Here is a 24,065-nt window from a genome sequence, read left to right as displayed (position 1 = left end):
CATTGATACGACTCGCTTCGCCAGACAGCAGCGAGGCGAGTCGCAGGTTGCATCACGCTTAACGCTTAATGGCGTCGATTTTCAGCATGCGGGCAATCACGATATCCAACTCTTTCTGATCGAAGATCTGTTTCCAGTCTGGCTTCACAATCTTCTCGCGACCGTATTCCATGGCAATCATACAGGCATCAGAGAACGGGTTGGTGGCGCGGAAGGCCACGGCCAGTGCGATCTGAATATGGCCATACAGCATCGCTTTGGCCGCTTCTTCCGGCACGCCGCTGTGCTTGACGGTCTCATCCAGTGCTTCTTTCATAAAAGCGCCCACCATGCAGGCTACGGTTTCCACCAGCGTTGGCTCCAGATAGGCCAATTGCGTCACCGTGACCCAATGCACTTCCTCTACCGGACCGTACATCACGCTGATGACTTTGCTCAGTTCGGCTTTCTGCGCATCTGTGCCGGTTTCATACGAAGCCGCCACATGCTGTACCGCCGCGATGCCACCGAAGGCATCCGCGTGCTCTTCTTTGGTGTAGCGCTCCAGGAACACGGATGGATGGCAAGGATGCGCCACCGCATATTCGATGCCGTCACGATGCGCGATCAGGTTTGCGTAAGCCGCAGCCGGGTCCAGCGTCAGCAGAATCGCACCGGCCTTCATCTGTGGCACCACGCCCTCAGACACTTTGCCCAGAACGATATCCGGTACCGCCAGAATCACCACGTCACTGACCGGCACAACAGAAGCGGCATCAGACAACTCACGGCCTTGCGCCGTGACTTGTTCCTGCGCCTTCGGTGAGTTCTCAACGTAAAACACCTGGTAATCGCTTTTCTGGAAGTTGGCAGAAATGCGCATACCCATTTTGCCGCCTGCGCCAATTACGGTGATGGTTTTCAATGCATTGCTCATTGGTATAACTCCTGATCTTGTTTACTACGTAAGAATTCAACGGTGCGGCGCGTCCATTCGGCTTCGCGCTCGCAGGTCAGCACGGCATCGTCCTGCCACGGCAACCAGTGTTCAACGATTTGATTAATCTCTCTTTCTGCCGGACGCACGCTGGCGATCATCCGGTCATAGTCCAGCAGGCCTTCGCCCATCAGGCAGCCAGCATAGGTAAAGCCGACCCAGCCATCACGACGCGTAAAGGCAAAATCTTTGATGTGCAGGTTGCCGACGCGCGCCGCCGTATTGGCGATCACCTGTTCAGGCAATTCCAGTCCTGCTACGCAGTTAGCGGGATCGAGACACACGCACAACCACGGCGACAGAAACTTATTGATCACCGACATCATCGCGCCGCTGTTGACCTGCTCATACGTCTCCAGGCACAGTCGCACCTGCTGACGCGCGAAATCAGGCAACACCGCACCAATCAACTCTGCCGCTTCATCCAGTGACGGACGGTGATCGGCGGTGTAGAACATGGAGCGCACCACATGGGCATCGAGAATATTCGCCATATGCAGGTAACGGCGCAGATGCGCAGTGCCTAAGCCACGTGTACCTAACTCCAGCGTGATGCCCAGCTTGTCGGCCAATTGGCGAAGGTCCTGCAACTGCTCATCTGACCAACTTTCAATCGCCGGATAATCACAAATCTGGAATACCGAGACATCCATCTCGGCGGTCTGCTGCAGCATCTGCTCCAGCGATAGCGGGTTGGGCACTTTGCTGGACATGCGCCAGAAAAAGGCATAAGTACTGAGTCCGATACGGCTCATTAACGGATCTCCTTCGCCAGCACGCTGGCCTCTTCAATGATTTGCGCCAGTGCATTCGGGTCGTGGGCAAAACGGCCCAGGAACAGACCATGAACGTCAGTCCCCAGACGCTGAATCAGCCCCGGCCCGGCGCTGCCGCCATAAATGATTTTTAAGGTGATACCCTCCGGCGTTTTCAACTGTTGCAGGCCCGAACACACTGCGCGGATATAGCTATCCGGTGCAGGTTGTGGTGCACCAATCGCCCACTGCGGCTCATAGGCAAAGAACACTTCGCCGCGTAAACCTTGTTGCACCGCATCAGCCAATGCTTCCGCCAGCTGCAGCTCGCACAGCGCGATGGCCTGCTCCGGCCCGGCCTGCTGTTCTTCACCGATGCACAATACCGGTGTTAATCCGTGTCGCAGCGACATAGCCACTTTGGCAGCAATCTGCGTTTTATCTTCATGAAAGTGGCGACGACGTTCAGCGTGACCGATTTCGGCCAGTGAGCAACCGAGCTCCTGCAACATGCTGGCGCTGACCTCACCGGTCCAGGCGCCGTTCTCAGCCTGGCAAACATCCTGGCCGCCATAGCGCACCGGTGTTTTTGCGAAAATGTCAGCCACAGCGGGAATAGCCGGATAAGCGGGCAGTACAAACAACCCGACATCACCGTTTTTCACCGCCGGCAACTGAGCCAATCCGGCGACTTTGCGGCACCAGTCCAGTGTCTGCTGGTAACCGAAATACATTTTCAGGCTGACGCCGAGCCAGATTTTGGGCTGAGACATCATTACGCTCCTTGCTGAGAGGCTTTATGTTCTTTTAGCAGATCGCCAACGGTATTGACGATCATCGCCAGTGAAATGGCTCCCGCATCTGGCGTACCGACACTTTTTTCGGCTAGCGGACGCGCACGACCCATTTTCGGCACCAGCTGAGCGGTATCTTGTGCGGCCTTATCGGCTACCTGCGCCGCCGCCAACCAGGCATCGGTCAGTGAAGCACCCTCTGCGACTGCAGCGTTAAGGCTGTCGCTAAACGGCACCAACACATCGACCATGGTTTTATCGCCCACCTTCGCTTTGCCAAAGTGCATAATGCCCTCTTTGGCTTCACGTACGCCGGTTGCAACGCGTTGCGCATTGGGTGACTGCTGATCGCCAATGGCCGTCCCCAGCGCAGTTAATGCCACCCCCCACAGTGCACCCGATGTGCCGCCAGCTTTATCTGCCCAGGCATCCGCAGCACGACACAACAGGCTGCCGGCACCTGCACCACGCGCAGCCACTTCACGCGCCTTCTCCACCGCGCCCAGCACGCCACGTTCCATACCGATACCGTGGTCACCGTCACCGGCCACTGCATCGATATCACCTAATTTTTTCGCGTTACGCTGTAACAAATCTGCCACTGATTCCAGGATATGTAACACGCGCTGTGCGCTCTGCTGGGACTCAGCTGAAGCCTGCGGCAATGCTTCTTCCGTGCTCTCTTCACGCTCTTCCGCACTTAGCGGTTCCGCGATCAGCACGCTTCCTTTGCGATAGGCTGGTGCATTTGCCGGCGCACACCACAGTGTCTCCAGCTCATCGTCCAACCACATCAGCGTCAGCGATGCGCCCGCCATGTTGAAGCTGGTAACAAACTCACCGACATCGGGCTGAACCACTTTAAGTCCTGCAGCGTCCAGCAGTTGTGCCACGCGGCGATACACCACGAATAACTCTTCATACTTCACTGAACCCAAACCGTTGAGGATCACCGCCACGCGATGACCTTCAATCTGTTTGACGTCGGCAGGTACTTCGCCTAGCAGACGTTCAACAAACAGCTCGGCCAGCTCATCGGCACTGGGCACATCAGTCTCACTGATACCCGGCTCACCGTGGATGCCCAGACCGAGCGCCATGCGCCCTTTCTCGACTTCAAATAAAGGATGCGTGGCACCCGGCAAGGTACATCCGCCAAATGCCACACCGAAAGTCCGCGTACGATCGTTAGCATGCTGCGACTTCTTAAGTACGGAGGCTAAATCATCGCCCGCTTCCGCTGCTGCACACGCCGCTTTAAACACACACAAATCCCCGGCCACACCACGGCGCTTAACCCGTTCGTCTTTACTGGCGCTGGAAATATCATCGGTTACCGCCAGAATTTCACAGGCAATACCTTCGGCACGCAGGCGTTCGCAAGCCTGGCCGAAGTGCAGTACATCGCCCGCATAGTTTCCGAACATCAGCAACACGCCCGCGCCGTTATGTGCCGCTCTTGCCACGTTGTAGATCTGCTGAGCAGACGGCGAAGCAAACAGGTTCCCCATGGCTGCGCCGTGTGCCAGACCTTGTCCAACCAACCCGGCGAAGGCCGGATAATGACCGGAACCGCCGCCCACAATCACCGCAACCGTATTGGGTTGGCTGCGCGTGCTACGCACCACACCACCGGTGACCTGACGAACTTTATCGGCGTTGGCGGCGACAAAGCCTTCAATGAGTTCAGCAGCAAAGGCTGAAGGTTGGTTAAACAGGTACGTCATTTTAGTGCTCCTGTGCGATAGAGGTCGGCTGAGACTGCGGGCGCTGGCGATTCAATAACAGCATAAGGACGGCTGACAGCAGCATGAAGCCACCGACCACGAACATCGGTAACACATAGCTGTTGGTGGCGTCGTGCAGTGCGCCAGTGATGTAGCCCGCGGAGAAGCCCGCCACGTTTCCTAAGGTGTTGATAAGTGCGATAGCCGCTGCGGCTGACGCGCCGGTCAGGAACTGCGTTGGCAGCGTCCAGAAGTTAGGCAAGGCAGCAAAGATGGAACTGGCAGTAATCGCGATCACTATGATGGTGGTGAACGGTGAATCCATATACAGCGCCAGTGGCACGCTGATACCACCGGCCAGCGCTGGAATCGCGATGTGCCAGGTTTTGCAACCACGACGGGTGGCATCTTTTGACCAGAAGTACATCACCACAGCCGCAATCAGGTATGGCACGCCGGTGATCAATCCCTTCTGCATCACGTTAAAGGTAGTGCCGAACTGCTGCTGGAAGCCGCCGATAATGGTTGGCAGGAAGAAGGCCAGCGCATACAGGCCATAGATAAAGCCGAAGTAGATCAGGCACAGCGTCCACACACGGCCGTTGCCCATGACGGAGCGCAGGCTATGTTTCTTATGGCCCTGCTTCTGTTGATGCTCCGCTTCCAGCTCGTTGGTCAGCCAGGTCTTCTCATCTGCGGTTAACCATTTCGCCTGACGCGGTGAATCCACCAGCCAGAACAGCGCCACAATACCGATAAGAATCGCTGGGATGGAAACACCCAGGAACATCACGCGCCAGCCATCCAGACCGAACAGACCGTGTTGCTCAATCAAACCTGCCGCCAGGGGCGCACCGAATACGACGGTCAGCGGCTGTGCCAGATAGAACAAGGACAGGATTTTGCTGCGATGACGTCCCGGTACCCACATGCTCAGATAAAGAATCGCACCCGGGAAGAAGCCCGCTTCAGCAATACCCAGCAGCAGGCGCAGCGTATACAGGCCTTCGACACTGCTCACCCAGGTGAACAGCAGCGAGACGATACCCCAGCTGATCATGATGCGTGCCAGCCAGCGACGTGCGCCGAACTTATGCAACGCCAGGTTGCTCGGCACTTCCAGCAGGATATAACCGATAAAGAAGATGCCGGATGCCAGACCAAACTGCACGCCTGTCAGACCGAGGTCCTGCGTCATGCCATTTGGGCCAGCAAAAGAAATTGCGGTGCGGTCAAGGAAGTTAATAAAGAACATCAGTGCCACGAAAGGCACCAGACGCCAGGAGATTTTGCTGATAGCGGATTTCTCAACCGCCGTCATGTTTTGCTGACTCATAACGCACCTCCGTGACGTGCGTGGTTAGAACTCTTGTTTGGTGTTGACCAGACGCGAAATGAGCGCTGGCTGCAGGTGTACTGAGAGGTACGGTGTAAATGACACATGTTCGAGTCCTCAAGGGGTCTTCTTGTACATTGGTATCGTTATGCGAACAAATGAACACTACACGTATAAATGTACATCTCTCAACTGCAATGATTGAAAATGTGAGCCTGCTCATGAGATTTGATTTTGGCCCTGAATCGGAAAAATACGCAGAAATGCGGCGCAATCCGCGCGGTATCAGCACCCTTTGCGCTTTGCATCGCAAAATCAGCACGCAGGACATATGAACAACCATTGAACATATGATTGGATTTGTGGCAAGCTATCGATGAACATCTTCTCGCCTGCATAACAAACGTTCAGGCGTCAGAACTAAACCCTGCTGGAGAATGACGATGAAAACTATCGCAATTGGCGCCGATGATGCGGCTATCGAATTGAAAAACATCATTAAAAAACTGCTTGAAGAGAAAGACTTCCAGGTGACGGACTACACCAATGACGCGCAAAACGACCGCCCGATGTACCCGGATGTCGCTTTTGCACTGGCAACCGCTATCCAGAAGAACGAATTTGAACGCGGCATCTTGCTGTGCGGCACCGGTATCGGCGTGGCAATCGTGGCCAACAAAGTGGAAGGCGTGCGTGCGGCACAGTGCCATGACACCTTCTCTGCTGAGCGTGCCCGTAAAAGCAACAATGCTCAGATCATGACCATGGGCGCACGCGTTATCGGTCCAGAACTGGCGAAGAACATCGTCAATGCCTGGCTGGCCTCAGAGTTTGAAGGTGGTGGCTCCACCGCCAAAGTCGAGAAGATCGGTTACTACGAACAAGTTTCACATACTAAATAATCACCGACTTCTTACCTCTGGAGAACCTTATGTCAACACGCCGGGAAAGAGCCAACGCCATCCGTGCATTAAGCATAGATGGCGTGCAACAAGCCAAATCAGGTCATCCGGGTGCCCCGATGGGCATGGCGGATATTGCGGAAGTTTTATGGCTCGACTTTTTGCAGCACAACCCTACCAACCCCAAATGGGCCAACCGTGACCGCTTCGTATTGTCGAATGGCCACGGTTCGATGCTGATTTACAGCCTGCTGCACTTGAGCGGTTATGATCTGCCACTCAGCGAACTGAAGAATTTCCGTCAACTGCATTCAAAAACACCCGGTCATCCGGAATACGGTTATACGCCAGGCGTTGAAACCACCACTGGCCCGCTAGGTCAGGGGATCGCCAATGCCGTCGGCTTCGCGATTGCCGAACGTACGCTGGCGGCGCAGTTTAACCGCCCTGGCCACGACATCGTTGATCACCATACCTATGTGTTTATGGGCGATGGCTGCATGATGGAGGGCATTTCGCACGAAGTCTGCTCCATCGCCGGGACGCTGAAGCTGGGGAAACTGGTGGCCTTCTATGATGACAACGGCATCTCTATTGATGGTCACGTTGATGGCTGGTTCACCGACGATACCGCCGCCCGTTTCGAAGCGTACGGCTGGCACGTGGTGCGTGACGTAGACGGTCATGACGGCGACGCGATTAAGAAAGCGGTTGAAGCAGCCAAAGCGGTTTCGGACAAGCCTTCTCTGCTGATGTGCAAAACCGTGATTGGTTTTGGCTCACCGAACAAAGCCGGTACCCATGATGTGCATGGCGCACCACTGGGCGACGACGAAATTGCACAGACTCGTCAACAGCTGGGCTGGCACCACGCGCCGTTCGAAGTCCCTTCAGAACTTTATGCGCAGTGGGATGCGAAAGAAGCCGGCCAGGCGAAAGAGTCCGCGTGGGAGGCAAAAGTCGCGGCTTATGCCGAGGCTTACCCGGAACTGGCGGCGGAGTTTAACCGTCGTATCAAAGATGCGTTGCCGGATAACTGGGAAACTGAGTCGCAACAGTTTATCGAGCAGCTGCAGGCCAATCCGGCGAAAATTGCCAGCCGTAAAGCGTCGCAAAATGCGATTGAAGCCTTCGGCAAGATTCTGCCGGAATACCTTGGGGGTTCTGCTGACCTGGCACCCAGCAACCTGACGATGTGGTCGGGTTCTAAGCCGATCAATGAAGATCCCGCGGGGAATTACATTCATTACGGCGTGCGTGAATTCGGTATGACCGCGATCGCCAACGGTATCGCGCTGCACGGTGGTTTCCTGCCTTACACCGCCACCTTCCTGATGTTTGTCGAGTACGCGCGCAATGCGGCACGTATGGCGGCGTTGATGAAAGTGCGTCAGATCATGGTCTACACCCATGACTCCATCGGCTTAGGCGAAGATGGCCCCACCCACCAGCCGGTTGAGCAGATGGCCAGTTTGCGCGTGACGCCAAACATGAGCTTATGGCGTCCGTGTGATCAGGTTGAGTCTGCGGTGGCATGGAAATATGCGATTGAGCGCGTCAACGGCCCTACTGCCTTAATCTTCTCGCGTCAAAATCTGGCGCAGCAAGATCGTACTGCTGAACAGTTGGCTAACGTGGTGCGCGGCGGTTATGTGTTGAAAGACAGTGAAGGGGTTCCAGAGCTGATCCTCATCGCCACCGGTTCAGAAGTTGAGCTGGCGGTTGCTGCGTATGAGCAATTGACGGGCGAGGGCCGTAAGGTGCGCGTAGTTTCGATGCCTTCAACCGACGCCTTCGACAAGCAGGACGCGGCTTACCGTGAATCTGTGCTCCCTAAAGCGGTGGCCGCGCGTGTGGCGATCGAAGCCGGTATCGCCGATTACTGGTTCAAGTACACCGGTTTGCACGGCGCGATTGTCGGCATGACCACTTTCGGCGAATCCGCGCCAGCGGAGCTGCTGTTCAAAGAGTTTGGTTTCACCGTGGAAAACGTGGTTCAAACGGCGAAATCGATTCTGTAAATGGTCAACGCCAGAAATGGCGTGCGCCTGGCTACATAAGATGTGAGATGCACCCAGGGGCGGCAGGAATGCCGCCCTTTTTCAGCCATTTCAACACAGCATCGATTTTTCGCTCGGCGTGACATCATCAATGGCGTCCTCTGGTTGCAGGATGCGTACCTGACTCAACACGAAAATCACTCCGCTTATCTTTGCATCCGAATCAGCGTATTCTGTCCTCCGCTTGCCCTTTTCTCACGGAACTGGAGGAAACATGTCCACCTTACGTTTGCTGATCTCTGATTCACACGATCCCTGGTTTAACCTCGCGGTGGAAGAGTGCATATTCCGTCAGATGCCCACCACGCAGCGCGTATTGTTCTTATGGCAGAACGCTGAAACGGTGGTGATTGGCCGCGCGCAAAACCCGTGGAAAGAGTGCAACACGCGTCGGATGGCGGAAGATGGCATTAAACTGGCGCGACGCAGCAGCGGCGGCGGTGCGGTGTTTCATGATTTGGGCAACGCTTGTTTCACCTTTATGGCTGGTAAACCGGAATACGATAAAACTGTCTCGACGGCGATTATTTTGCAGGCGCTTGAGAAGCTGGGTATGCGCGCCGAAGCCTCCGGTCGCAATGACATCGTGGTCAATGTGAATGGCGATATGCGTAAGATTTCCGGTTCCGCCTATCGTGAAACGCCCGATCGCGGTTTTCACCACGGCACTTTCCTGATGAGCGCCGATCTCTCACGTCTTGCCGATTACCTCAACCCGGACATCAAAACGCTGCAGGCTAAAGGGATCACCTCGGTGCGTTCACGCGTGGCGAACATCGCGGATTTTATTCCTGATATCCGTTTTGCAGACATCCGTCGTGAGGTGATTGCGGCTTACTTCGCGCATTACCATGAAACCTGCGAGCCCGAGTTTATTTCACCGGAAGCCCTGCCTGACCTTCCCGGCTTTAAGGCGCAGTTCGCCCGCCAGAGCAGCTGGGAGTGGAATTTTGGTCAGGCGCCTGATTTCTCACATCTGCTGCAGGAACGTTTTGTCTGGGGTGGCGTTGAGATTCACTTTGACGTTGAGCGTGGCACCATTACCCGCAGTCAAATTTTCACCGATAGCCTCAATCCCGCACCGCTAGAAACGCTGGCGATGCAGCTGCAAGGTGTGGCGTATCGACCGGAGTCACTGCAGGCTGAAATGCAGAAACTGATTGCGGCGTTTCCGGAACAGCAGAAGGAACTCACCGAACTAAAAAACTGGCTGGTGAACAGCATCAGATAAGGTGGCGCTGCACCAGCGCCTCAATCAGTCCCTGCAGTTCCTTTACGCCATCCAGCTGCCGGATATCGCCACACACCACAGCGTTTGAGAGGGCGTCTGCCGCGCCCAGTAAACCCCACAGGCTGGACTGCGGCAGCTTCGCCTCAGCAAACCACAGACGTAACTTCGCCATGAAATCGAGTTGGTATTTGCGCTTTACTTCAGCCAGTTCAGGCGAGCTATTGAGTGCTGACAGCACATCGGGAATTTCGCGCCCCTGTGTCAGTACGCAGTTTACGTAGCAAGCCGCCACCGTGCTGGCGCGTTCTGCCAGATCGCCTCCCGCTTTTGCCATCGCCGCGTCAATAACAGCGTTTTGCCGCACATCAAAGTCCTCATACAGCGCAGCCAGTAAACCGTGGCGGGTGCCAAAATGCTCATACACCACAGGCTTGCTGACACCCGCTTCAATGGCCACTCGCCCAAGTGTAAGGGCATCGCTGCCCTGCTCTCGCACCAGATTCCACGCTGTGTTAATCAGCTGCTCGCGGCGGGCGTCAAAGGTCATACGCTGGCGCGTGGGTGAGTTCATGCAGGTTCCTTCAAAGTGAAAAGTCGCTGCCCCAGTTGCCGGGCAAGCGCGTAATGCGCATCAGGATAACCCTCATCGGACGGCAACAACAGTTCGCTGGTGACTACCGGCGCGCCGCAATAACCAAATATTCCCTCATCAATCTGAGTTCGCATGCTGCTGAAATAGCCACGTCGCAGATAAGTGCGCGTATTCGCCGCGCCCAGTGCCAGCAGATGCACCTGCAGATGACCCAACTTTTTGATGACCTTTTCGCCGGTGTCGTCATACGCCCAGCCCTGAGTAAACACGCGGTCAATCCACCCTTTTAACTGTGCCGGGAAAGACCACCAGTAAATCGGATACACCAATACCAGCGCATCGGCACGATTCAGACGCTGCTGTTCGGCCAATACATCCTGAGGCGAAACGGTTCCCGATTTGAACTGATCGACATCCGCCTGATTGAAGCGTGGATCAAATTGCTCAGCCGCTAAATCGGCGATTTCAACACTGTGTTGGCTGCTCGCTGAAATGCCTTTAACCAGCTGTTCAACCACAGCATGGGTGTGTGAATGGTGATCCGGATGGGCCGTAACGATAAGCGTGTGCATGGGGTTAACCTCCGACAATGATTGACCTACCATTGGTAACTTACTGGTGGTAGGTTGTCAATTGTTCGTTTGCTGTGTGAGTTCACTGGAGCCACTGTGGGTTTCGTCTAAACGGGCACCATATGAATGGCGGTAGCGCCTCTGATGCTGCAAGGGCTATCCGCAGCGCTGAGGCTTTTACGTTGGGCCAGGAGATCCACGCAGGGATGCGTGGATCAGTTCGGGGCCGACCAGGGATGGTCGATCCCCGAACGTTCCGTCGGCACGACGTGGAAGCCGAGGGCACCGCGCCAGCGGCGCGAGGACTGCCCGGCAGCAGCAGAGGTGCTACGGCCCGCACCAAAAAGCCCAAATGGACCTCGCATTCACAAGCTCTCTCAAGATCAATGGCAGCCAACACTCACACAAACGTGACACCGTCACTCACCAAAAAAGCAATCACAGTCGCTTCACGCTCGCCTCGCACGACAGGCAATGCGCCCTGCCCACTGATAGAATCCCCCTGCAACAGCCGCTCCTCGCCAACAGTCACAATGCCATCCAGCAAGGTCAGCCATGTTGAGTAACCGTCAAGGTGTGGCACCTCAACCTGTGCGCCCCGCTCCACTTTCAGATCATAAATAAACACCTCCTGACCCAACGGCAGCGGTGCGTCGCTAGTTTCGGGTCCCGCCAGCAATGTCCAGGCGTTGAGCGGCACCCCATCAGCGCGAGTAAAATCCAGGGTGCGTGGTGCACCGCCGCTTTTGGCCGGACGGATATAAGCCTGCAACATCTCGGTTTCGACAAAAGGCGCAGACTCTTCATAACGCACGCCACTTCCTGCACTCACCACCATGGCGCGTTTGGCATTCAGCGCGGTTTTGTCGCCATTTTCAGCAAGGTGCTGCGCCGAACCACGCCAGACGTAGCTGAAAATCTCTTCGTCCTGACGGCTGTGCATCGGTATACGCGCATCCATTTTCAACGACATCTGATCAATAATCGTCAGCGGGCCAAAAGCCTCGCCAGGCCGTTGCCGGCGAATGGTAAAGGGACCGTATTCAAACAGTTGGTCACGCTGGGCACGCATTACGTTCATAATTTGCTCCTCAAAATGTGGCTATGCTCATCATGATAGCGACAAGAAAATCCCTGAATAGGTGTGCAATTTGCTCACTTAAGTCAAAATTTTTGAATATTGATAACTAACAGCAATAATAAGAAAAAGAAACAATCTAAAGAACGCGACTATTTAGCATTCAGGATTAGTCAGGCTGCTTGTTTTTGCGTAAAATACGCTTTTCCGTGATGAGTAAATAACATGAATCGCAGCGAACAGATTCTTGATGCAGCTGAACAGTGCATGCGCCTAAAAGGGTTTCATCAAACGTCTATCCAGAATATTGCCAGCCAGGCAGATGTTAGCATTGGTTTAATTTATAAATATTATAAAAACAAAGATGCCATTATCGAAGCGCTGGTGACCAATGTGGTGCAACGCATGATCGCATTATTAAACGCTGATTTTGAACGAATTGCCCATGCGGGAGGCGTCACGCATTCGGTGCAGGACATTGTGCCGCCCGAAGTTGAGCACAGTATTGTCTTGTTGATGGAAGTCTCATCTGAAGCCACACGTAACGAGCGTATTCGTCAGATAATGAATGATGCGTGGTTGGTATTAAAAAACAACTTTATTGCTCAGGAGCAGGCGCTCAATCCGGCGCTGAAAGCCGACGTCATCAACACCCGACTGCATATCATCTCTCTGGTGATTGATGGGATGATCATTCGCCGTTGCATGAAACAACGTGACGTGCCCGACGGATTTATGCCCTTTTTTGATGCCATCACGCGTGACATCAATCAGCATGATATGGCCTGAAATCAGCCAAACAAATGATGTGTGAGAATGCCATTGATCCTGCCCTGTTCGTGATGATCCAGGTTCTTATCACCAAATGCGCGGCAGGCAACACCGTCTACCAGCATTAACAAAAATTGGATACGCTCATTACGCTGCTGTGGACTCACTTGAGCATACTGGCGGCTAAATGCTTTTTCCAAATCAGCAATCAATAGCTGTTCTTCTTGAGCCAAAACTTCCCGCACAGATTGATTACGCGACGCTTCCGAATACATCTCCAGTAATAAGCAGCGGTCCTGATAGGGCCAGTCCTGCCAAAATGGCGATTCCGCATCAATAATATCGCGGGTGCTGCTTTGCTTCGGCAGATTATCTTGTAAAAAAACACGCCAACTCGTGGCTATACTTTTAATCGTTTCACTGACGATGAATTCTTTGCTCTCAAAATAACGATATATCTGCCCTGCACCCAAACCTGATTCCCGGCTTATATCAGCCATGCTCGCCCCGTGAAAACCGGAGCGACTAAAACATATTTTTGCAGCGGCAATAATTATTTGCTGTCGCTGTCGCACGAAGGCGTCATTCTCTGATTTGCTCAACATAACTCCTAAAAGGGGCCGGCGCGTAATTATTGTTTTTTCCTATCATACGCGAAGGGATTTATAGCCGATATGCTGGCTATAAATCCGGTTACATTTTTCCCCAGGTCGCTAACGCATCGACCCGGGGCGATCATCACAGTTTCAGTTCAGATTCTTTCAACGCTGTACCACCCCCCATCACTTTGTAGAAAGTATTGAGGTTCTGGTAGTAAGCCTGCTCAACGCTCACCAGGCTGGTGCGTGCTGTATACAGCGTGCGCTGTGCAGTTAACGCATTCAGATAGGTATCCACACCATTTTGATAGCGCAGATCCGCCAGGTGGTAATAGGTTTGCGAAGCAGCAACATTATTACGCTGACTGGTCAGCTGATCGTTGATGGTGCCGCGTCGCGCCAACGCATCGGCCACTTCTGAAAACGCCGTTTGGACCGCCTTCTCATACACCGCCACGTAATACTCTTTCTGTGCTTTGGTGTAGTTGAGGTAGGAAACGTTGTAGCCGCCTTTGAAAATCGGCAGCGAGATACTTGGGGCAAACGACCAGATTCCCGCACCGTTCTTGAACAGCGAAGACAAATCTGAACTGCCCACCCCACCGCTGGCGGTGAGGGAGATGCTTGGGAAGAAGTTAGCGCGTGCCGCCCCGATATTGGCATTAGCGGCTTTTAAGTTGTGCTCTGCCTGCAACACGTCCGGGCGATTATTCAGTGCATCCGATGACACGCCAGCAGGTACGGCTTTCAATGCATCGCCAATGGACTCAATGCTTTCAGGCAACAAATTATCTGGCACGCTTTTGCCTACCACCAGATCCAGCGCGTTTTTATCCTGCGCCACGCTGGTGGTGTAACTGGCCACATCCGCCTGAGCAGATTGATAAGTGGTCTCTGCTGACGCGACATCCACCATCGAATCCACACCGTTCTGCAGACGCTTGCGCGTCACTTCCAGTGACTGACGCGCACTCTCTGCCGTCTCTTTAGCGATCGCCAGATTGCTGCGATCGGCGGCCAGCTGCAGCCAGTAATCCACGGTGTTATACAGCACCGTCAGGCGCGTACTGCGGGCGCCCTCCAGCGTGCCGAGATAAGTTTCATACTGCTGGCGCGACAGACTCTGGTTCTTGCCAAACAGATCCAATTCAAACGAGCTGACGCTGCCCTCGGCTGAATAGGTATTGCTGAGCGCAGTTTGATTTCCCTCCCCGGTTAGCGCGCGTGAACGTGTGCCGCTCACGCCAGCGCTCAGGCTGGGGAACAAATCGGCACGCTGCTCACCATACTGAGCATGAGCCGATTTCACACTGGCGACCGCTTCACGCAGATCGCGGCTGCTGTCCAGCGCCATCGTCACCACCTGGCGCAGCTTCGCATCCAGCACATAATCCTGCCAGCTGATATCACGATAGTTAGCCGGTGTGCCTTGTAACGTCCGATAGGCATCGCCGGTGGGCGCGTTGGTATTCACCGCATCCTTTGGCCGATCGTAATGCGGATCGAGAGATACGCAACCCGCAAGGAAACACGGCAAAAACACCATTAAAAGTTTTGCAGACATATTACTCCTCCGCCTTCACAGCAGATTCGGTTGACTGTGCATCGTCATGCGGAATCGCCGGGAAAACGCGACGGACCAGAACAAAGAACAGCGGTACAAAGAAGATGGCCAGCAAGGTCGCGGTCAGGGTGCCGCCGATAATGCCGGTGCCGATAGCGATACGGCTGTTCGCCCCCGCACCGGTGGAAATCGCCAATGGCAGTACCCCAGCGGTAAACGCCAGCGAAGTCATGATGATCGGACGCAAACGCATGGTGGCGGCATGCACCGCGGCTTTCACCAGGTTCTCACCCTTGCGATAGTTCTCCTCAGCGAATTCCACGATCAAAATCGCGTTCTTGGCCGAGAGACCAATGATGGTCAATAGCGCGACCTGGAAATAGACGTCGTTTTCCAGACCGCGTAGCGTAATGGCCAGCAAGGAACCGATGACGCCCAACGGCACCACCATCATCACCGAGAACGGCACTGACCAGCTCTCATACAGCGCGGCGAGACACAGGAACACCACAATCAGGGAGATGCCATACAACGACATCGCCTGGTTGCCGGAGAGTTTTTCCTGATACGAGAGGCCGCTCCACGCATAGGTGGTGCCGGTTGGTAGTTTGGCCGCCAGTTTTTCCATAGCGGTAATGGCGTCGCCTGAGCTTTTACCCGAAGCAGACGATCCTTCAATCTCATAGGAAGCCAGGCCGTTATAACGTGACAGCACATCTGGACCGTAAGCCCATTTTGAGGAGGCGAACGACGAGAACGGCACCATGGTGGTGTTGCTGCTGCTATCCGTTCCGCGCACGTACCATTGATCGATATCTTCAGGCTTACTGCGGAATTGCTGATCGCCCTGCATGTAAACCTTCTTCACGCGACCGCGGTCGGTGAAGTCGTTGACGTAACTGCCGCCAATCGCTGCACTCAAGGTGGTGTTGATGTCACTGATGGTCAGGCCCAGTGACTGCGCTTTGGCATCATCAATACTCACATCCAGCTGAGGCAAATCGGGTAACGAGTTAGCACGCACCGCGCTCAACACCGGATCCTGATTGGCTTCAGCGATCAGCTGGTTACGCATCTTCAGTAGTTGGTCACGATCGGTTGCGCCGCGCGCTTGCAGTTCAAAGGTAAAGCCGTTGGACTGACCCAGTCCCGAGACTGAAGGCGGTGACAACACGAAAATCTGTGCATCACGAATACTGGACAGCGCAGCCATGGCGCGTCCTGCTATCGCATCGGCGCTGTTCTCTGTGCCTTTACGCTCACTCCAGTTTTTCAGCGAGATAAAACCAATACCGGCGTTCTGTCCGCTGCCCGCAAAGCTGAAGCCGTTCACCAGCATGCTGACGTTAACGTTATCTTTCTCTTTGGTCGCGAAATACTGCTGAACCTGCTGACGGACTTCACTGGTGCGGTTTTCCGTGGCACCCGGTGCCAGCTGATACTGCACCATGATATAGCCCTGATCTTCGGTCGGCAGGAAGCCGGTCGGCAGGCGCAGATACAGCACCGCACATCCGATCAACAATACGCCGTACAGCAGCAGATAACGTACTGAACTGTGCACCACATGGCCGACGCCGTTTTGATAGCGCCCCTGTACTTTTTCATAGCTACGGTTAAACCAGCCAAAGAAGCCTTTGGTGCCGCTTTCATGGTTATGTGGTTTCAGCAAGGTGGCACAGAGTGCCGGCGTCAGCGTCAGCGCGACAATCACCGACAGCACCATCGACGACACAATGGTGATCGAAAACTGGCGATAGATCACACCGGTTGAACCACTGAAGAAGGTCATCGGCAGGAATACCGCCGACAGCACCAGGGCAATGCCAACCAGCGCCCCTGTGATCTCTTTCATCGATTTTTCGGTGGCCTGTCGCGGTGGTAATCCCTCTTCGCGCATCACACGCTCAACGTTTTCCACGACGACAATCGCATCATCGACCAGCAAGCCGATGGCGAGCACCATACCGAACATGGTTAAGGTGTTAATCGAATAACCAAACAGCGACAGCACACCAAAGGTGCCCAGTAACACGACCGGCACGGCAATCGCCGGGATCAGTGTGGTACGAATGTTCTGCAGGAACACGAACATCACGATGACCACCAGAATCACCGCTTCGATCAGCGTTTTCACCACTTCTTCAATCGAGATTTTTACAAAGTCGGTACTGTCGAGCGGATAAGCGATCTCATAGCCCGCAGGCATACTGCTGCGGAACTCATTGATGGTGGATTTCACCTGTTCGGCGGTGGAAAGCGCATTGGCACCCGACGCCAGCTGAACCGCGATACCCGAAGCGGGATGGCCATTCGCCAGCACGTTGGCACTGTAATCCTCATCACCCATCTCGACGCGCGCCACATCACTCAGGCGCACCACGGAACCGTCAGACTGGCTTTTCAGCACAATATTACGGAACTGTTCAGGCGTTTGCAGACGTGAACGCGAACGCACCGTTGCCACCAGTTGCTGCTCTTTACTGGCAGGCTGCGCGCCCAACTGACCGGAAGAGACCTGGGTATTTTGGCTCTCCAGCGCGGTGGTGACATCCGACGGCATCAGCGAATAGGAGGCGAGCTTGCTCGGATCTAACCAGATACGCATCGCGTATTCGGCACCAAATACCTGCACGCTCCCGACGCCGCTGACACGCGCCAGCGTATCTTCCATATTACTGACCATATAGTCAGCCACATCGGAAGAACTGCTTTTATTGGTTTTATCGTACACCGCAAGGATCAGCAGGAAGTCGCTCTGCGCTTTTTCCACGGTGACACCCTGTGTGGTCACGGCGGTAGGCAGACGGCTTTCTGCCTGCTGAACCTTATTTTGTACCTGAACCTGAGCGATATCGGGGTCAGTGCCTTGCTGGAAGGTCACATTGATTTTTACCTGACCGGTCGATGCGGTGCTGGTGGAGTTGAAATAGAGTAAACCATCCAACCCGGTCAACTGCTGCTCAATCACCTGGGTGACACTGCTCTCCAGCGTTTCCGCCGAGGCACCAGTGTAGGTGGCCTGAATGCTGATCTGTGGCGGCGCCACATCGGGATATTGCGCCACGGGCAGGCTGTTAATACTGAGTAAACCGAACATCATAATGCAGATGGCGATAACCCAGGCAAACACCGGCCGACGAATAAAGAACTGAGCCAACATATCAGTTGCCCTCGCTGGTCGCGGCTTTATCGTTTGGCGTCACTTCTACGGCTTTAACACTCATGCCCGCCTGCACTTTACCGGTACCTTCAACAATCAGTTTGTCGCCGCTGTTGAGACCAGAGGTAATCAGCCACTTATTGCCGATCACGCGATCGGCCACTACTTCACGGCTCTCGACTTTATTCTCTTTATCCACCACCAGCGCGGTGGCATTGCCTTTGGCGTCACGCGTAATACCCTGCTGCGGCGCGAGGATCGCATCGGTTTTAACGCCGTTAGTCACATTGGCGCGCACATACATGCCCGGCAACAGCTCATGTTGCGGGTTAGGGAAAATCGCGCGCAGCGTCACGGTGCCCGTCGCTTCATCTACCGACACTTCCGTCAGTTCCAGCTTGCCCGGATGGTCATAAGCACTGCCATCTTCCAGTTTCACCGTCACCGGCACGGCATCCGTGCTCTGCTGCAAGGAAGCCTGCTGACGTTTCAGCTTCAGCAGTTGAACGCTGGATTGGGTGAGATCGACATAAATAGGATCGAGCGCGCGAATGGTCGCCAGCGCGGTGGTCTGGCTGGCAGTCACCAGCGCACCTGGCGTCACGGAGGAAATGCCAATGCGTCCACTGATTGGGGCTTTGATCTGCGTGTAATTCAGATTGATGCGTGCGCTTTCAACCGCAGCACGATACTGATCCACGGATGCGACATTTTGTTGGTAAGTGGCTAACGCGTCATCTGCATCCTGACGCGACACGCCGTTCTCTTTCACCAGTGCTGCATAGCGCTCCGCTTTGAGTTTGCTGCTTTTCACCAATGCCTGAGCATTCTTTAATTGTGCCAAAGCCTGATCGTAACTGGCCTGATAGCTGGCCGGATCGATTTGATACAGCACCTGACCGGCTTTCACTTCATCCCCTTCGGTAAACAGGCGCTTCAAAATAATCCCTTCAACCTGGGGGCGCACTTCTGAGGTCATACTGCCCGTCACGCGGCCCGCGAGCTGGCTGTCCAGCGCCACTGACTCGCTTTGCAAGGTTTTAACACCCACTTCGGTGGTCGGAGTGGCGGCTTGTTGACTGCTGTTTTGATCGCAGGCGGCGACTAACATCACCAGCCCGGCGATCACACTGCGCTGAAAATTCTTCATGAATTACCCTGTAGTGAACGTTCATTCTCAGTGTGCAGTCTAACAAATCATCCTGAGATCGACTGTCAGGAAAATGAAAAGAGAGCGATTGTCGCTAAGCTTAATGTGCGGTGGTGCAGAGGGAGCATAGAGAGAGGGAAACCCATTCAGGTATCATTTGGAAACATGAACAAAATTGAATCAAAGAATGAAAGATTGTCATGTTACAAAACAACAACAGATATTAACGGAAATTACTGTGTTATTGATATTTTTCTGATGATATTTGCCTTATGGAGATCAAATCATCTATGCTAATTTCATCATGACTTTTGGAAAGGCAATTCTCAATAAATAACCTACTGGTAAAGTCACTGCTGACATCTTCCCAAATTAATATCATCACCCGCCGCTATATTCCCTGACATTAATCCCTAAGCGAAACGTCTATTTCGTCATAATAAAAATTTATTTTTCGATTCAAATTAAAGTCATATGAAAAATACAGCTTTCAATGACCACCGCGCAAGCCAATAAATATAGGGCCTGCGCTATTTGTCGTACTAAAGATGACAATTTTAATTAATGCGTTATGTTTTCGTTAGCAAAGCGTTTAGGAAGTTTCTTATCTTCACAGAGTCCAGCAAATAATATAAAAACATCGAAAGATTTGTAAATTCGACAAATAACAAGGCGCTTCTGCTTAAGCAGAATTAACTGCGCTCGGGGTTTTTATTGCCAATTTATTTCAGGATGCAAAATAGAGATTTTGCGATCCGTGCGGTAGCTATGCCGAAATAAAAAGAAAGGGTCATTATGGATCGTGTCGTCGTTGCGCATTCTCCTTTAGGTGAATCACTGTTATTCAAGAGCATGACGGGCCATGAAGCGCTGTCCTGCGTTTATCAATATGATATTGAATTTCTTTGCAAAGATAACAGCATCTCTCTACCAGACCTGCTGGGTAAACCGATCACGTTAGCGCTGAATCCACGCCCTGGCGTTAGCCGCTATTTGAGCGGTATTGTCACTCGGATGGCTTTTCTCGGACATGAAAAACACCGCGAAGAATATTATACCTACCGTGCGGAGGTCAGACCTGAAATATGGTATCTGACTCAAAACCGAGGTTTCCGTATTTGGCAGAAACAAACGGTGAAGCAGATCATCGAAATGGTCCTGAATGACGCAGGTATTATCTTTGAGGACCGACTGACTGGCACCTATCGCGAATGGGAATTCTGCGTGCAGTATCAGGAGACCTCGTTAGATTTCATTCAGCGGTTGATGGAACATGAAGGGATCTATTTTTATTTTGAACACGCGATGGATAAACAAACGCTGATTCTGGTGGATGATCCCTCCGTGCATAAACCTTTTCCCGGCTACGACAGCATTGAATATCATCAGGCCGCTGCGGGTGGCTATGTGAATGATGAAAGCATCAATATCTGGCAAGCCACTGCCGCCATTTCTCCCAGTCTTTATCAGCACGATGATTACAATTATCTGGAAAGTAATGCTGATCTTTCCGCAAATGGGCAAATCAGCCAGTCGCATGCGGAGAAAACGGCGACCCAGCGTGAATGGCCGGGACACTACCCGCAGCAAGGTGATGGGCAAAATTATGTCACGGTGCGTCAACAGGAGTTTGCGGCGCGCCAACTGGAGTCCGATGGCGTGGGTGATGCCTTTGGACTGGCACCCGGTTATACCTTCGCGTTGACTAAAGCTCCGCGTGCCAGTGATGAAGGCCAATCATTCTTAATTACCGCCGTGGACTATCAGCTGGTAGAGAACAGCTACGCCAGTAACGACGAAGACTTCACACGTCACTGCTTCCAGTTCCGCGTGGTGCCAGCCACGGTTAACTGGCGCCCTGCCCGCACAACCCGCTGGCCACGTACCAGCGGGCCGCAAACCGCCGTGGTCATTAACGCTCCCGATGCCAGCAAAGGCGATAACAGTACGGTAGCCACCGACGAATACGGCCGCGTGCGGGTGAAATTTCTGTGGTTTAAACCGGATAACGAGCAGGATCTTTACTCCTGCTGGTTACGCGTAGCCAGCGGCTGGGCGGGCAGCCAGCAAGGTTATTATCAGATTCCGCGCGTCGGCGAAGAAGTGGTGGTGGACTTTATCAACGGCGATCCACATCTGCCAGTGATCACTGGCCGGGTGTTTAACAACTTGCAAACTCAGCCGGTAGGCGAAAGCCTGTTAACCATCGGCAGCGAGAGCGATGTCGCTGACAGCGACACCATCACCGCAGAAGCCGCCTCATCCTGGTCATGGTCGAAAAGCGGTTTCTGGACACGCTCTGTGGGCAACAGCGATGCCAGCAATGGCAACTTTATCTCGTTCGAAGATTTGTCCGGCGAGGAGTCGCTGGATATTCATGCGCAAAAAGATCTCAACCTCTCGGCAAACAATGCCATCAAAATTTATGCCGCCAAAGAGGGTGACGGCGCACTGAAAATCTGGGCGCCCGGTAAAGTCACCATCCATAGCAATGACACGGTTTCAACCAGCGCACCCACCACCTATCACACCTCGCGTGGCAGCTACTACACAGTCACCGGCGCGAACTTCACCACCACCGGTATCGGCCTGACTATCAATGGCGTCAACGGAACGGTGAATGCGGTGAGCAACGTCGCGGCCACCACCACCGATTTTGCGGTGAAGGGTTTGAGCATGGATTACACCTACATCAAACGCAGCAAAACCCAGGTCGAGTACAAAGCCGACTTGCAGCGCTTCGAGCAGGTGCCGTTTTACACCCTGCGCACCAACATGATGTCGATCATGAGCGGTGCGGTGAGCGAAGGCCTCGGCAATACGCTGCAAGAGAAGATCAAAAAGCTCACCGATGAGCGCGATGCACGTAAAACCATCAAACAAGAAGCCGACGACAAGAAGAAAACCGACTGGGAAAAACAGCGCGAAGAGAAGGTGACGCAGAAAAATAATCCGCAGACGCGTGAGCAGGCCGAACGAGAAAACAACAACGGTGATAACGACAGCGATGCTGACAGCGTTTATTTCGATGCTGAAGGCTGAGGGTATGACTTATGACCACGTTTGCTCATTTCTGACCGGGATGTTTAGCAATGAACATGATTAAACCAAACCACTTGAGCGTGCTCTCACGCCCCTACCGCTGGCAGCAGCAGGATTATCTCGGTGTAGCGGTGATCGCACTGCTGGATATGGCACCCCAGCCTGCACTGCGTGATGAGCAAACGCTGTGGCAGCGCGTTAGCGAGGTGCTGCAATCGCCCGATGGCGTGCTGGATATGGCGATACCCAAACAGTGCGCAGAATTCCTCGCCAGCGGTTATGGCTATGCTGCCGCTGACCAACCTGAGTGTGAAGTGGGGATTCAGGTGGCTGAGTTGCGTAAACAGCTGGCCGTGGGTTCGGGTCAGGTGGCACCGTTGCACGCCCTTTCCATTGATCATCCGATGCGTCAGGCCTTAATGGGCAAAAATTACGATGACCAGTGGCAGCAGCACGATTACCCCGGATTTGCGCGTGATACCGACTGGCGGGTATTCAATCAGGCCCCGGCAGATCAGTGGTGGTCGGAACGCGATAGTCTGCCGCGCGGCGCGACGTGGTGCATTGAGAACATGCATCCCGATCAGCCGTTGCAACAGGGAAAATTACCGCTGTGGCAGGCTCGTGCCTTTGTCACCCGCCAGCGTCAGGATGCGTTGATATTTGAAACACTAGCGATGCGAGCCACCACCCTGCACTTTCTGCCGCACTGCAATGAGCTGATACTGATTTGGCATGGCCGTTGCGCCATTAACGAAGATGATGCGTTTGATGTGCAGTCACTAATGGTGGCGCTGGAGCGGGATGAAGCACCGCGTGGAGATGAGCACTATCGCCATATCCAGCAGCTGCGCACCACCGATGCCGATGCCGCCCTGCATGCGCTCCGCGAAAGCGATTTGATTGATGGGGAGATTCTCGCCAACACCAGTACCCCAGCGATCAATCGCGATCCCGGCCCCCTGGTGCATAACCTTAATCGCTATGAACAGCAGCAGCGCCAGCAGTTTGATCAGCCGGTAGCGGCGAGTGCGCTCAGCGATTTCAAGGTGGAAGCGGATATAGCGGCGCAACTGGCGCGTCAGGAAGCTGAAAGTGAGCAACAGTATGAGCAGATGATGGCGCGCTATCAGCAGGAGTCGCAACGCAGCGATGCGACAACACTGCCGATGCCCGATGGTGCCACGCAGTATCGCCAACAGCGGGATGAGCTGCATGCCAACCGCCATCTGCTTGGGCCCCGTGCGAGCGATATTGCGCGCAGCGAGCAGGCTTTGCTCGACAGTTATCGCCTCACCGCACAGCAGCAAAAATCCGCTATCCGCCTGACGCTCAGCGAGTCAGAGGCACAGCGTCAGTCGCTGATGGCCTGTATGGCCCGCGATAAAGATGCGCGCGGCTGGGATCTCACCGGCGCCGACCTCTCTGGCTTAGATTTGCGCGGCATGGATCTCGAAAATGCCCTGCTGGAAAACGCCGACCTTAGCCATTGCCAGCTGGACGGTGCCGATCTGCGCGGCGCGGTACTGGTGCGGAGCGAACTGCATCACAGTAGCCTGACGCATTGCTTACTCGACGGCGCCAATCTGGCGCAGGCGCAATGCAGGCACAGTGATTTCAGTGACAGCAGTCTCGCCAGCGTCGAGCTGGAAGCGACTGAGATTGAGCACTGCCGCTTTGAACGCGCCCTGCTGCGCCAGCTGTTTGTGCAACAGGCAACGATCAAGCACTGCAACCTGCAGCATGCGCTGCT

General features: G+C 54.1%; 19 protein-coding genes. 6 read left to right on the top strand and 13 right to left on the bottom strand.

From position 1 onward, the window contains the following. Positions 1–58: 58 nt before the first annotated feature. Genes H7A81_RS09710 through H7A81_RS09690 form a run of 5 tightly spaced genes read right to left on the bottom strand, consistent with a single transcriptional unit; the run spans position 59 to position 5,588 of the window. Positions 59–916: a phosphogluconate dehydrogenase C-terminal domain-containing protein gene (locus tag H7A81_RS09710; RefSeq protein ID WP_160832913.1), complete on the bottom strand. Its 858-nt coding sequence runs from the start codon at positions 914–916 to the stop codon at positions 59–61. Next, on the bottom strand, positions 913–1,731 hold the full coding sequence (locus H7A81_RS09705; protein WP_160867305.1) for a sugar phosphate isomerase/epimerase: 819 nt from the start codon (positions 1,729–1,731) through the stop codon (positions 913–915). The genes H7A81_RS09710 and H7A81_RS09705 overlap by 4 nt, the downstream gene beginning before the upstream one ends. Beyond that, entirely contained in the window at positions 1,731–2,504 is a 774-nt protein-coding gene (locus H7A81_RS09700; protein ID WP_182057351.1) for a triose-phosphate isomerase family protein, read from the bottom strand. The genes H7A81_RS09705 and H7A81_RS09700 overlap by 1 nt, the downstream gene beginning before the upstream one ends. Before the next feature lie 2 nt (positions 2,505–2,506). Further along, positions 2,507–4,252 (bottom strand): dihydroxyacetone kinase family protein, encoded by a 1,746-nt coding sequence (locus H7A81_RS09695; RefSeq protein WP_182057350.1) that lies wholly within the window; start codon positions 4,250–4,252, stop codon positions 2,507–2,509. A 1-nt stretch (position 4,253) separates the two neighbouring features. Then, entirely contained in the window at positions 4,254–5,588 is a 1,335-nt protein-coding gene (locus H7A81_RS09690) for an MFS transporter (RefSeq protein ID WP_182057349.1), read from the bottom strand. 443 nt (positions 5,589–6,031) lie between these two features. Here H7A81_RS09690 and H7A81_RS09685 point away from each other — a divergent pair, with 443 nt between their 5' ends. The 3 genes from H7A81_RS09685 to H7A81_RS09675 all read left to right on the top strand — a co-directional run bounded on the left by H7A81_RS09685 (position 6,032) and on the right by H7A81_RS09675 (position 9,781). Further along, the gene (locus tag H7A81_RS09685; RefSeq protein ID WP_039328632.1) at positions 6,032–6,490 is read left to right on the top strand and encodes an RpiB/LacA/LacB family sugar-phosphate isomerase; all 459 of its coding nucleotides are present in this window, start codon (positions 6,032–6,034) and stop codon (positions 6,488–6,490) included. Positions 6,491–6,519: 29 nt separating this feature from the next. Continuing rightward, positions 6,520–8,511, top strand: coding sequence for a transketolase (gene tkt, locus H7A81_RS09680; RefSeq protein WP_182057348.1), 1,992 nt, complete (start codon positions 6,520–6,522; stop codon positions 8,509–8,511). A gap of 253 nt (positions 8,512–8,764) precedes the next feature. Further along, positions 8,765–9,781, top strand: a complete 1,017-nt coding sequence (locus H7A81_RS09675; RefSeq protein ID WP_182057347.1) for a lipoate--protein ligase A — start codon at positions 8,765–8,767, stop codon at positions 9,779–9,781. On the opposite strand, the gene H7A81_RS09670 is transcribed toward H7A81_RS09675, so the two are convergent. The 4 genes from H7A81_RS09670 to H7A81_RS09655 all read right to left on the bottom strand — a co-directional run bounded on the left by H7A81_RS09670 (position 9,774) and on the right by H7A81_RS09655 (position 12,026). After that, positions 9,774–10,352, bottom strand: coding sequence for a TetR/AcrR family transcriptional regulator (locus H7A81_RS09670; protein ID WP_182057346.1), 579 nt, complete (start codon positions 10,350–10,352; stop codon positions 9,774–9,776). The genes H7A81_RS09675 and H7A81_RS09670 overlap by 8 nt on opposite strands. Next, positions 10,349–10,945, bottom strand: coding sequence for an NAD(P)H-dependent oxidoreductase (locus H7A81_RS09665; RefSeq protein WP_182057345.1), 597 nt, complete (start codon positions 10,943–10,945; stop codon positions 10,349–10,351). Before H7A81_RS09665 ends, H7A81_RS09670 begins: the two co-directional genes overlap by 4 nt. A gap of 215 nt (positions 10,946–11,160) precedes the next feature. Further along, complete coding sequence (locus H7A81_RS09660) at positions 11,161–11,310, bottom strand: hypothetical protein (protein ID WP_182057344.1); 150 nt, start codon at positions 11,308–11,310, stop codon at positions 11,161–11,163. A gap of 35 nt (positions 11,311–11,345) precedes the next feature. Beyond that, positions 11,346–12,026, bottom strand: a complete 681-nt coding sequence (locus H7A81_RS09655; protein ID WP_182057343.1) for a pirin family protein — start codon at positions 12,024–12,026, stop codon at positions 11,346–11,348. A gap of 222 nt (positions 12,027–12,248) precedes the next feature. Between H7A81_RS09655 and H7A81_RS09650 the strand changes: the two genes are divergently transcribed. Further along, a complete protein-coding gene (locus H7A81_RS09650; protein WP_182057342.1) occupies positions 12,249–12,812 on the top strand; it encodes a TetR/AcrR family transcriptional regulator in 564 nt (187 codons plus the stop codon). 2 nt (positions 12,813–12,814) lie between these two features. Here H7A81_RS09650 and H7A81_RS09645 read toward each other — a convergent pair whose 3' ends face one another. From H7A81_RS09645 to H7A81_RS09630, 4 genes are all read right to left on the bottom strand, one after another. Continuing rightward, positions 12,815–13,399 carry a TetR/AcrR family transcriptional regulator gene (locus H7A81_RS09645; protein WP_237448745.1) on the bottom strand — a complete coding sequence of 195 codons (585 nt, stop codon included), beginning with the start codon at positions 13,397–13,399 and terminating at the stop codon, positions 12,815–12,817. Positions 13,400–13,532: 133 nt separating this feature from the next. Beyond that, positions 13,533–14,957: an efflux transporter outer membrane subunit gene (locus H7A81_RS09640; RefSeq protein WP_182057341.1), complete on the bottom strand. Its 1,425-nt coding sequence runs from the start codon at positions 14,955–14,957 to the stop codon at positions 13,533–13,535. A gap of 1 nt (position 14,958) precedes the next feature. Beyond that, positions 14,959–18,120, bottom strand: coding sequence for an efflux RND transporter permease subunit (locus H7A81_RS09635; protein ID WP_166931141.1), 3,162 nt, complete (start codon positions 18,118–18,120; stop codon positions 14,959–14,961). Between the two features lies 1 nt (position 18,121). Next, positions 18,122–19,270: an efflux RND transporter periplasmic adaptor subunit gene (locus tag H7A81_RS09630; RefSeq protein ID WP_166931144.1), complete on the bottom strand. Its 1,149-nt coding sequence runs from the start codon at positions 19,268–19,270 to the stop codon at positions 18,122–18,124. A 795-nt stretch (positions 19,271–20,065) separates the two neighbouring features. On the opposite strand from H7A81_RS09630, the gene H7A81_RS09625 reads away from it, so the two are divergent. Both H7A81_RS09625 and H7A81_RS09620 read left to right on the top strand, forming a co-directional pair. Further along, a complete protein-coding gene (locus H7A81_RS09625) occupies positions 20,066–22,312 on the top strand; it encodes a type VI secretion system Vgr family protein (protein ID WP_182057340.1) in 2,247 nt (748 codons plus the stop codon). 50 nt (positions 22,313–22,362) lie between these two features. Continuing rightward, positions 22,363–24,065 (top strand): DUF2169 domain-containing protein (locus H7A81_RS09620; protein ID WP_182057339.1); only part of this gene is annotated, 1,703 nt, incomplete at its 3' end.

Source organism: Pantoea sp. ME81, assembly GCF_903970985.1.
Classification (GTDB): Bacteria; Pseudomonadota; Gammaproteobacteria; order Enterobacterales; family Enterobacteriaceae; genus Pantoea; species Pantoea communis.
The sequence above is the reverse complement of the archived record's forward strand: the minus strand, read 5'-3'. Positions and strand labels throughout refer to the sequence as shown.